This window comes from Lacinutrix sp. C3R15 (assembly GCF_018860825.1).
Classification (GTDB): domain Bacteria; phylum Bacteroidota; class Bacteroidia; order Flavobacteriales; family Flavobacteriaceae; genus Oceanihabitans.
On record NZ_JAHKPZ010000034.1, the window covers coordinates 82,604 to 94,877 of the forward strand.

At 30.7% G+C, this 12,274-nt stretch carries 8 protein-coding genes; all 8 read right to left on the reverse strand.

Going from position 1 to position 12,274, the window contains the following annotated elements:
• Nucleotides 1–69: 69 nt before the first annotated feature.
• The 8 genes from KO494_RS12560 to KO494_RS12595 all read right to left on the reverse strand — a co-directional run bounded on the left by KO494_RS12560 (nucleotide 70) and on the right by KO494_RS12595 (nucleotide 12,228).
• Nucleotides 70–447, reverse strand: coding sequence for a hypothetical protein (locus tag KO494_RS12560; protein ID WP_215967964.1), 378 nt, complete (start codon nucleotides 445–447; stop codon nucleotides 70–72).
• Nucleotides 448–461: 14 nt separating this feature from the next.
• The gene (locus KO494_RS12565) at nucleotides 462–863 is read right to left on the reverse strand and encodes a GreA/GreB family elongation factor (protein WP_215967965.1); all 402 of its coding nucleotides are present in this window, start codon (nucleotides 861–863) and stop codon (nucleotides 462–464) included.
• A 19-nt stretch (nucleotides 864–882) separates the two neighbouring features.
• On the reverse strand, nucleotides 883–2,178 hold the full coding sequence (locus tag KO494_RS12570) for a Glu/Leu/Phe/Val dehydrogenase (protein ID WP_215967966.1): 1,296 nt from the start codon (nucleotides 2,176–2,178) through the stop codon (nucleotides 883–885).
• A gap of 397 nt (nucleotides 2,179–2,575) precedes the next feature.
• Nucleotides 2,576–3,904, reverse strand: a complete 1,329-nt coding sequence (locus tag KO494_RS12575; RefSeq protein WP_215967967.1) for a sigma-54 dependent transcriptional regulator — start codon at nucleotides 3,902–3,904, stop codon at nucleotides 2,576–2,578.
• A gap of 3 nt (nucleotides 3,905–3,907) precedes the next feature.
• Entirely contained in the window at nucleotides 3,908–5,008 is a 1,101-nt protein-coding gene (locus KO494_RS12580) for a sensor histidine kinase (RefSeq protein ID WP_215967968.1), read from the reverse strand.
• A gap of 171 nt (nucleotides 5,009–5,179) precedes the next feature.
• Nucleotides 5,180–7,744 (reverse strand): T9SS type A sorting domain-containing protein, encoded by a 2,565-nt coding sequence (locus KO494_RS12585; RefSeq protein WP_215967969.1) that lies wholly within the window; start codon nucleotides 7,742–7,744, stop codon nucleotides 5,180–5,182.
• 180 nt (nucleotides 7,745–7,924) lie between these two features.
• Entirely contained in the window at nucleotides 7,925–10,504 is a 2,580-nt protein-coding gene (locus tag KO494_RS12590; protein WP_215967970.1) for a glycoside hydrolase, read from the reverse strand.
• A 143-nt stretch (nucleotides 10,505–10,647) separates the two neighbouring features.
• Nucleotides 10,648–12,228 carry a LuxR C-terminal-related transcriptional regulator gene (locus KO494_RS12595; protein WP_215967971.1) on the reverse strand — a complete coding sequence of 527 codons (1,581 nt, stop codon included), beginning with the start codon at nucleotides 12,226–12,228 and terminating at the stop codon, nucleotides 10,648–10,650.
• Nucleotides 12,229–12,274 lie beyond the last annotated feature (46 nt).

The following is a 12,274-nucleotide window of genomic DNA, read 5'->3' on the forward strand; positions in this document are numbered from 1 at the left end:
ATTATTACTTTATAAAAAAAGCCAAAACAGGTTTCTGTTTTGGCTTTTGCATAAAATATAAAGCATTTTTTATTTAAGTATTTCAGAATAAAATTTGTCTTTCTGTTTTCTAAAATCAGTAATCGTTTTTAAATACAAAACTCTAAAATTTTCATGTTTATTAATATAGTATAGATCGCATTCAAAATTATCACATTCTTTGTACTGTACCATGGTACTTTTATAGTTAACTAATGTATTTAAAACAGATTGGTTTTTAATGATTAGCTCTAAAAACAGATCTCTAAAATCTCTGTTTTTAATTACATTTGAAGCTATTTTTGCTAACCTATCACTTTCTTTAATTGCATAACTAATATGAGACATCCATAAGCGTAATTCTTCAGCGGTTCTTTTTTGAACAATTTGCTCATCGCTATCATGGTTAAAAAATGTATTTAATTCCATAATTTTTTATTTTATTACTTTACTTTTTCTGTTTGTTTCACCTCTTTAATTTCTAGAGATTTTACACCACCAGGAAATTCCCAATCTATAATATCTCCTTTTGCATAGCCAATTATAGCTAAACCCATTGGAGTTAAAACAGATACCTTTTTATTAGAAAAATTGCTTTCTGTTGGTGTTACTAATTGAAACTCATTTTGCCATCCATCTTTAGTTGCAACCACTACATAAGAGTTAAAACGAATAACATCATCTGGCAATTCCTCTTCATCTAATACAATAGCGCTTTTTAATTCTTCATGTAACCTTAAAACAGATTGTTTTCTAACAGTTTCTTTATAACCTTCTGATAGATTAAGTAATTGCTTTATAGTCACAAATTCCTTTTTTTCTAATACAATATTACCATACTTCATGTTTCATAATTTTAAATTATCAAGGAAAAATTCCTCTTTGTATATATGCTTTTTCAATACGTTCTATTGCTATAAAATAAGCTGCCGAACGTAAATCAATTTCTTTGCTCTCTGCGGTATTTAAAACCCTATTAAAAACTTCTTTAATTTTTTTATCTAGTTTTATTAATATTTCATCCAGCTCCCAAAGTTCTCCATTACGGTTTTGTAACCATTCAAAATAGCTACCAATTACACCTCCAGAATTACATAAAATATCAGGAATAACAGTAACTCCTTTTTCTAACAAAATCTTTTCTGCTTCTACTGTTGTAGGTCCGTTTGCGCCTTCAGCAATTAAAAAAGCTTTTATATCATTAGCATTATCTTTAGTAATTTGATTTCCTAAGGCTGCAGGAATAAAAATATCACAATCTAAAGCAAAGAAATCTTCTTTAACCACAGCTGTAGCACCAGGAAATCCTTGAACACTACCCTGATTGTTTTTAATGTACGCTAATAAATCTTCTACAGATAAACCTTTGGTACTACCAATAGAAGCAAAAGCATCTTGAACACCAACCATTTTTGCACCTTCTAACTCTAAAAAGTGCGCTGCCCAATAACCAACATTACCAAACCCTTGCACCATAAATGTTTTGCCTTTTAAATCTACATTTTTGTTTTGTGCCCAATATTTAATAGTTAAAAACACACCAAAACCTGTTGCTCTATCTCTACCTTCTAAACCACCAGAACCAACAGGTTTACCCGTTACTACATGTTGATTTTTAGAACGCTCTGATGGTGCTTTTGTAGACATATAAGTATCTGCAATCCACGCCATAGTTTGTGCATTGGTATTTACATCTGGAGCAGGAATATCATGTTCTGGGCCAATATTTTCGCCTAAAGCATAGGTAAAACGTCTTGTAATACGCTCTAATTCTGCATTAGAATACTTTTTAGGATCCATTTGTATTCCTCCTTTAGCTCCACCATAAGGCAAACCTGCAAGAGACGTTTTCCAGGTCATCCACATAGCTAATGCTTTTACAGAATCTATATCAATAGTTGGATGGTAACGCAAACCTCCTTTATAAGGTCCTAATGCATTATTGTGTTGTACTCTGTAGCCTTTAAAAATTTCTACTTCGCCATTATCCATACGTACCGGAAAATGAATAATTAATTCATTATTGGTAACTTCTAGTATTTTTTTTATGTTAGGATTTAAATTAACCAAATTTGCTGCAGTGTCAAATTGTTTCATCACATTTGCTAGCATACCTTGCTTTGGTTGCTTTTTCTTTTTTAATTCTTTTGTTAAAGTCATTGTAAGATTTGTTTTAAATTTTTAAACTGTGTATTCGGTAGCTTGGTACTCGAAAGCATTTTTAGTTGTTCCTTTTTGTTGTTCTAAATTGTTTGTAGTAGTTACTTCAAATTCACTACAGGACCATATAAAATTTTTATTGGATGTTAAACTACAGTCGTTGTTAAACTTGCAAGTACTGCATAGGCTGTTTTCCATAACACTATTCATATTTTTAGTTTTACATATTGCAAACCTAAAAGCAAGTGCCATGCCATTAAAAAAAACAGTATAATAAGAAACACAAAAACACCTTAAAAAAACAGGTGTTTACATGGTTTTATAAAGAATATGGTATAATATAGAAGTGTGGTAAAATTACACAACTGCGTAAAAATTACTCGGTTTTAGGTAGCCTTTATTTTATTTTTTCACCTAAAGTTTTTCGGTCAATTTGTAAAATTTTTGCTGCTTTTGTTTTATTGTTATTAGTAGCCTTAAGTACCTTAAGAATATACTTTTTTTCTATTTCTTTTAAAGGAAGGAGTTCTTGATTTTCTTCAGGAAAAACTATGGTATACTTTAAATGTTCTGGTAAGTCTTGTATAGTAACCTGTTTATTACACATAATTACAGCACGTTGTATAACGTTTTCTAATTCTCTAATATTTCCTGGCCAGTTATAGCGTTCAAGAGCTGTTAGTGCTTCTGGAGTAATTGATATTAACCTATCTTTAAACTCTACACCATACTTAAACAAAAATTTATTTACTAAAAGCAAAATATCTTCTTTACGCTCACGTAATGGAGGTACATTAATTTCTACAACGGTTAAACGATAATAAAGGTCTTCGCGAAAACGCTCTTTTGATATTAAGTTTTTTAAATCTACATTAGTTGCTGCAATGACACGTACATCTATGGGTTCTACTTTTTGAGAACCAACCCTAAGCACTTCTTTTTCTTGTAGCACCCGTAGTAAACGCAATTGGGTTGCTAAAGATGCATTACCTATTTCATCTAAAAATATGGTTCCTTTATTAGCTGCTTGAAAAAATCCGTTTCTATCCTTTTCTGCTCCAGTAAAAGCGCCTTTAGTATAACCAAACAATTCTGCTTCTAATAAATTTTCTGGTATAGCACCACAATTTACAGCTACAAAAGGAGCTGCTGCATATTTACCCTTATAATGAATAGAACGTGCCACTAATTCTTTTCCTGTACCACTTTCACCTGTAATAAAAACTGTTGCCTTATTGTCTTTTACACGCTCAATAACAGCAGTTACTTTTTTTATTGCTTTAGATTGTCCGATGAGATCGCCATAAGCTGTTTTATCGGTTGCTTTAGAAGAATCAACTTTGGTTGTTTTAGGTTTTTCAAGTAATGCTTTTACAACTGCGTTTTTTAATTCTTCTTTTGTGAATGGCTTGGTTACATACTCCATAGCACCAGATTTTAAAGCATCTAAAGCACCATCAATAGAAGGGTATCCTGTTACCACAAGTTTAGGAATACTAGGAAAATGTTCAGAAACATATTTTACCAACTCTAAACCATCCACTCCAGGCATTTTTAAATCTGTTATTAACAAATCTATATTTTTATCTTGTAAAATAGCAATAGCTTCTTTTACAGAAACAGCCTTGTATGTATGATAGTTTAATGTTTTTAAATGCCTCTGAATAAGTTCTAAAATGTGCACATCATCATCTACAATTAATATGTTTTCACGATTTAATTCCATGTTTTAATTTTTAGGAAGCTGAATTGTAAAAATAGTACCTTTTGGTATATTAGGTGTATGTTTTATGCTTCCTTTATGACTTTTAACAATGCCATGTACTACACTTAAACCAAGACCAGAACCTTCACCAACAGGTTTTGTGGTATAAAATGGATGGAATACATTTTCACTATTACCTGCTTCAATCCCTTTTCCTTGATCACTTATTTCTATTTCAATATCTTTTTTAGATTGTTTTACACTTACTTGAATAACCCCTTTTTCTGGCGAAAAGTAAATTGCATTAATTACTAAATTAAAAATAACTTGTGTTAATTGAATGGCATCTACACGAAGAGGTATATTTTTATCTATAATATGCAATTGGCAGTCTAAATTCTTTTTTATAAAATTAGGTTTTAACAAGCTAATTGCGTCTTTTACTATAGGTACTATGTTTGTTAATTTCATTTGCTGTGGCATATCACATGAAAAAAACATGAGCTTTTTAACTACTTCTCTAGAGTAAATGGCACTGTTTGTAATTTTTTCTAAGTCTTTTAAAGCTTCGGAGTTATCTAAAAACTGCTCTTTTAGTAATTCTGAATAACCTAAAATATTTGCTAAAGGCGTATTAAGTTCATGAGCAATACCTGCTGTAATTTCTCCTAAAATAGATAATCTATCTGTACGTTCTATTTGTCTTCTGGTTATGGCTTCGTTTACAATAATTTGTTTACGTTCTAATAAATTACCAATCTCTAAAGCTACTTTTTCTAGTAGTTGTTTTTCTTCATTAAAAAAACTACTAGAAGTGTATTTAGATTGCGAATAGCCAATTTTAATAGAACCTATTGGTGTATTAAATGTTTTTATAGCAGAAAGAATAAACACCTTTTCTACAGGTTCTTTTCCTGTTTTAAACAATTCATTATTAATAAAAATTTCAACAGAAGCATCTTCTGGATAGCGAATTGCTTTTTGTAGACTTATAGCAATTGCTTGTATGGTAGGGTTTAAATTTTCGAAATCACAATTTGCTATATAAGAGCTTATTGTATATAAACAGGTAAGTTCTTTTATACGTTCTTTTAATTTTTCTTCTGTAGTAATTAATGGAGCCATTGTTATTGTTTACTAAACAAAAATACATATTTTATTAGCTAACTAAATATTAGCAATGTATTATATATACTAAGTTAAAAGATAAAACAAAATATACTAATAATTATGAATACAAAAAAAGGGCTTCTTACGAAACCCCTTTCTTCCTTAATAACTATTAATAATTACAACTTACTTAATAATTACCTTTTGTGATGACACTGTTTTACCATCTGTCATTCTGACTACATATACTCCTGTAGCTACATTGCTAACATCTAATGTATTTAGACCTGTATTTAATGTTCCTTTTTTAACCAAACCACCAATAACATTATACATTTTATAGTCATAATTGCTATTTGTATCATTTAATTTAATGTTTAATACTCCGTCTTCTACTGGATTTGGATATATTGTAGGAGCTGTTAATTCATCAGCCTCTACCTCATTTACACCAAGCGTGTTATTTGCTATACTAATTTCCCATAAACCTCTACCAAAAGTACCTACAACTAACTTATCTTGTGTATAATTAATTTCAATATCACTAACTACAACATTAGGTAAACCTTGACCTAATTTAGTCCAACTATCTGTTCCTATTTTATAATAAACCCCAATTTCTGTACCTAGAAACAAAATTTCTTGTCCTTGATTTTGTTTTAGTACAACTTGCTTTGCAACAACATTAGGCAAACCTGTAGAAATGTTGGTCCAAGTTGTTCCTCCATTTGTAGATTTAAAAACTTTAGAACCGTCTACATACCCATTAACTGTAGCGTAAACAGTGTTTGTATTATTTTGGTCTAACGAAATAGAGTTCATTTTTGCTCCTGCTTCTGGTTCTGTAACCGAACTCCATGAGCTACCATCATTAGTTGATTTTTTAATAGCGTTTTCACCAATTACAAATAAATTATCTCCAAAGGTTTCGATGAATTCTATTTGACCTGCTCCAGAATTAAGGTTAGACCAAGTATCTCCTTTATTTGTAGACTTATATACATCGGCAAAACCACCATATAGTGTTGTAGAAGTTGTAGAGTGCATTTTTAATGTCCAAACAAAAGGAGCTCCTGTAGTTGGAGTAGTTAAATTTGTACCCCAAACATCACCTAAAAATCCATTATCAGCTCTTGTTAGCCCACCATTTTGAGAACCTAAATATCTAATCTGTGGGTTAGAATAATCTACGGCTGTACAAGTACCATCTCCTGCTCCTGCAGTAACCCAAGTTGGGCTACCTCCTACCATTTCTAAACTATAACCATCATTATCTTGGTTACCCATAATAATGTTATCTGTACTCGTTTGTGGTGTTATTGCTACAGAATATAGTTGCGTAACTATTACACCATTAGATTTGTATTCTACTGTAGGTTTTTCTTCTGCGATATTTGAATAAGTAACAAAATTTAAACCACCATCATTTACATTCCAAAAAGAAAATCCGTTATCTAAATAACCAATTTCATGAATATCTGCATGACCATAAGAACCGTCAGAAGAATTATCTTGCCATGCATTATTTAAAGTAATATACCAAGTATTACCAAGATCATCAGAATTAATACCATCTACTCCACCACTTACAATAAGTCCGTTTTTAACGGCTAAACATTGGTTATAAGAATCTTGAGTATTATAACCAACTGTAGGACTACCAACAGCAGTTAACACTGGAGATGTAGCGCTAGGGTTGTATGAAGAAACTTGACCGCTTTCTGCTTGCACATAAAACACACCATTTTCATCTGTAGTAATAGCATGACGTGCACTATTTTCGCCTTCTGAGATTAATACACTCCATGTGTTTCCGTTGTTAGAAGAAAAGAATAACCCTCCCCAACTACCAGAACACATTATGTTTGTTCCATTTCTATGAAACTTTCCTAAAACAGCATCATCATAATTATGTGTATATACATTAGACCATGTTAGCCCTCCATCTGTAGTTTTTTTAATGTATTTATTGGTTCCAACTACTACAGTGTTTGCATCTATAACAATTAAATTAGAAGTAGTTTCTTTCTCGTCTAAACTAAATGTAAGACTTGTTGGCTGGTAGGTTTCACCAAAATCTGTTGATTTATATACACCAATTGAGTTAATATGTTTGGCATCAAAATCTCCTGTAGAGATGTAAATAGTACCAGGATTATTAATATCAGACGAACTACTTTTTATATCTGTAACACCAATACCTGCTAGAAAATCTAATTTTGGAGACCATGTTTCACCATTATCTAAAGATTTCCAAACACCTCCAACTGGAGCGCTTACAAATAGTACATTTTGGCTAGCATCTGTAGCGTGTTTATATCTTAAAAAATTAGTTAAACGTCCTAATTGCGGATTATTAGGATATCCATTAGCATCTGGCACTTCTTGAGGACCAATATTAGTCCAAGTTTCTTGAGTACCTGAAACTCTATTTGTTGTATTTGTAGTAGTATTTAATTTTCCATTAGCATCAATAATTCCTGCATTATACCATCCAGAAAAAGCATTAGGAAAGTTACCGTTTATATCTACTCTATCTTTCCAGTAATAAGCCCATCTTTCAAATTGTTTATGCTTTTTTATTTCCGCTTTAGTAGCATTCTTGTTATATTCTCCTAGTTCTTCTCTAACCTTATTAGTGATTTCATAATAATTGCTACCTTTTATTTTAGTAGCCGCTTTATAGTCTATAGATTGTGAATAGGACACAATTGTAAAGACCATTAATAAAAGAGTAATTGTTTTTTTCATTTTTTCTATATTAATATTTTGAACTATACAAATATCGAAATTCAATTATATTAAAATTGAATTTCTACTACGCACCTACTACGCACTATGCTATTAATGTGAATAAAAAACATAATAAAATTAAAAACAGCCTCCATGTTTTCACTAGAAGGCTGTTTTATTTTAAATTAAGCTATTAATCTAAAATATAATTTTGTTTATGGCAATAGAACCATCAGAAAGTGATGTTCTAACAAATAAAACACGCTGACTTTTAGTTATAGAATTATCCTTAAATATTGTTGCGTTAATTCCTTCTTTTTGAAATATTCTTTTTCCTAAAATATCATAAATCGCTACTTTATCAATGTTATGTAAAGAAGACTTTATTTGTAGGTTTTCATTTTCAACACTAGAAATAAGTACAGTACTATCATTATTAATATTAGCAATATCTTGAACACCTAAAGTTTCATTATTAAGATCTGTTTCCCAAACGCCTCTACCATAAGTTCCTGCTCTTAGTTTATTTGTTGGATAAAATATCTCTAAATCTCTAACAGCTGCATTAGGTAAATTAGTCATAAACGCTTGCCATGTACTCACATTATTATTAATAATAAAAACTCCTACATCTGCTCCTAGATAAATCTCGTCTGCAATACCAGCGTTTCTAAATACTAATGTATTCATTGGTACGTTTGGTAACCCTGTAGAAATATTAGTCCATGTTAAACCTCCATTTACAGATTTAAAGACTTTGTTAGCAGCATCATAACCTGAATAGGTTACCCAAACTTTATCTGTATCTACATTAGATACAGTTATACTAGAAAATGCAACTGTTGTTGGCAATGAACCTGTAATATTTGTAAATGTAGCTCCTGAATCTGTTGATTTAGAAATTGCATCTGTTTGTACCGTATAAATTACCGATGGATCACTTGGTGCAACTACAAAATCTTTAATACTACCTGTTCCTGGAGAAGTTGCTAAAGCTGTCCAGTTATCACCTTGGTCATCAGACGTATATAAAGTTGGTGTACCACCAGAATATAGTTTCAAGTGATTTACTGGATCCATTTTAAAAGGGCTATAAAAATCTATTCCACTTGGAAGACCAGATGTAATTGGTGTATTTGTTTCAGCTGGATATTCAATACGTCCATATTTACCTTCAACATATTGCACATAAACGATGTTATCATCGGTATAATCAATGAAACATTCACCACCATCACCACCATTAATACCATACCAATCATTTAATGAAACTTCATTGAGTATGGTACCATTATCTTGCTCTCCTGCAACAATTCCGAAAGCATTACTACTAGATAATCCTAATTTAACAACTTGACCAATAGCTAAATTTCCACTAATATCTGTCCATGAATCCCCATTATCTACAGAAATAAAAAAACCTCCATCGTTACAAGAATACATAGTTGAAGAACTACCTGGATGATAGTTAAGTTCATGCACATCTGCATGAATTTCTCCAGAATCCCAAACTGAAACGTTTTCCCAAGTAGAACCACCATCAAAAGATCTCCAATGATTAACACCACCAACGGTAATATTATCTACATCAGTTGATGAAGCTACAATTGCTAAATCAAAAAATGCTTGCCCTCCAAAATCTGAACCATCCATCTCATACCCTAATAAATTTGGTGTTGTAGACATGGTTGTAAAATTATTTCCACTATCAGTAGAGCGATAGGTTCCCATATAAGATTGATCGCTATCCTTACCAATAACGGCATACACATAAGAGTCATCTCCAGGTGTTACAGCAAGAGCTATACGCGAAATTCCAGAAGTTGGTAATCCACTTGTAATTTGCGTCCAGTTTGCTCCAAAATCTGTTGATTTATAAAACTCTGTACCAGAAGCATATACTGTACTTGCATTTAATAATCCTGGTTTAAATTCCATATCCTTCAACGCAGGAGTAGAACCACTAAACACACTACTGTAGTAAGTATCCCAACCATCTGTAGTATAATATGCTCCATAACTAGAAGCTACAACCATTTTTAAAGGATCATTTGGATCCATTAATAATTTAGAGAGTTGCTCTGGATAGAAAGCAGGATCAAAAACCAGAGATGTAGGATTCCATGTTGCACCTCCATCAGTAGATTTTAATATACCTAAACTGTTTCTGTTACCTTCAAGATCACCAGTTGCTAAATACATTATTTGAGTATTGGTTGGATCAATAGCTAAATCAGAACACCCTATAACAGTTAAGAAATCTGTATTTGTAGACCAAGAAGCACCTCCATTTGTTGATTTCCATAAACCACCATCTGGAGCACCTACATACATAGTATTTGCATTTGTAGGGTCAAAACGCACAAAATTAACACGTCCAGCTCCAGTTCCTGTATATGGTGCAGGACCATTAGCAGCTCCTATTGGACCAAGTTGTGTCCAGTTGCTTGTTACTTCTGCAGATGATCTACTAAACGGATTAGTTCTACCTAATTGCCATTTCATATAATTATCATAAGTTGTAGTTGGTAAAGACATATCACCAGAAGGATATACTCTTGGTGCCATATAGTCTTCCCAACGCTTAAAAGGTTTATACCCTTTTCCTCTCTCTGGCGTTTTATCTTTCCAGTAATTATTAAAATTTTCTTGAACTTGATAAAAAGTTGCTCCTTCATTATTGTTCATTTTGGTCCAATTAATTTTCGCCTGAGGTTTTGTTTGCGAAAACATGAATACCGAAGAAAACAACAATGTTATTACGTATAGTTTTTTCATGACTTTGTAGTTTATTATTTGATACTACAAATATCTATATGGTATAGTAAAAACAAGAATTTTATACTACGTATTAACTACGCAACTAAAAAAAACAAAGCAATAATTAAAAGAATTACACCTTAAGCTTCCTTGATTTTAGTTTATTTAAATGTTTCATTTAAATATTCTACCAGCGTAATATTATTAGTTTTTGTATCCATTTTTTTAGAAATACGATAACGTTTACTTTCAATTGCTCGAGTAGAAGAATTTAAAAAGGTAGCAATTTCCTTATTTTTAAATCCTATAGAAAGGTAATAACAAATAGTGATTTCTGAATCGTTTAACTTAGGATGCAAGGTTTTCATTTGCGTAAAAAAATCAATATTTAGATCATTTATAAGTTCTAAATAATTTTCTTCTTTTGCTAAAAACGTGGAAGAATTAAGGTTAATGTTTTTATATAGTTCTTTAATTTTTTCTTTTTGTTCTAAAGAATTATTAATTGAAGAAATAGCCTTTATTTCTTTTTTAACTTCTTTAATATAATCTTCTAAACCACGAGTTTTTACTTTTAATTTTTCATGATTGGTTTTTAAAAAAGAAAACTCTTTATCGCTTTTTGTATACTCTAAAATTGCTGCTTTAATTTTTTTATACCTTGCTATTACAATAGTAGCAAATGCTATTAATAAAATTACTAAAAGTCCTATTATATAACTGTTTCTATGCTTTTTCTTTCTTTCAGCTTCTAACTTGGTTTCGGCTTCCATTAAATCTGTATTAATTTTAATACTTGCATTTAATGTTTTGTTCATTTGCGCAGTTTCAAAGTTTCGTAAAGAATCTTTAAAAGCATTTTTCAATTCTATATCATTAGTTAAATCATAATAATCAAGCTGTAATCTAAAATAATTTCTAGTATCTTGATCATTCATTGCAGAACGCAAAGCCCCAAATTTTTGAAGATACAGCTGTAAGGAATCTATTGCTTTATTTTTAAAATGAAAATCAGCTACATCACCATATAAAGTAACAATATGTCTATTAAATAATGCTTGTGGTATGGTCTTATTATTTTTTAGCTTTTTTAATTTATTAAAATACTTATGTGCATTAGCTATATCATCTAACCCAATATAGTTAGTAGTTAGCATAAATAAAGCATACATATAATAATACGCATCATCTGTTATATTTTTATAATACTCTAAATCTTTAAGTATTATGGCATTACTTTTATGGTGTTTTTTATTATTTAAAGCAACATAAGCAGGCATTTGCTTTACCTCTGCCAAACCATTAATATTATTAGATAGTGAATAATATTTCTGGGCTTCATTTAAATAACGGAATGCTAAAACAGAATCTTTTTTTACTAAATAAGTGTTATAAAAAAGCTCTAAACTACTCATTCCTGCAACATCATAGTTTTTTTCTTTTTTAGCATATTTTAAAGCTTGCATAAAATTATGAATAATCAATGCTTGCTCGTGCAATCCATCATTAACAAGGCCTTTTAATTGATAATACTCAGCCAAACGGCCTTCTATTTTTTTATCAACAGGCTCTGTAATAGAGTCTAAATAAGCCTTCGCTAGTTTCGGATTTTCATCAATAATAGTCCAAGCAGAATCTATATATTTTAAAAACTCATTATTACTAGATTGTGCAAATGAGCAAAAAATACTTAAAGAGAATACGAAATAATAAAAAATACCTTTTAGGTAGCAATTAAACATGTATATACTTTATTTAATGAAAGTGTAAATGTAAAAAATATTATAA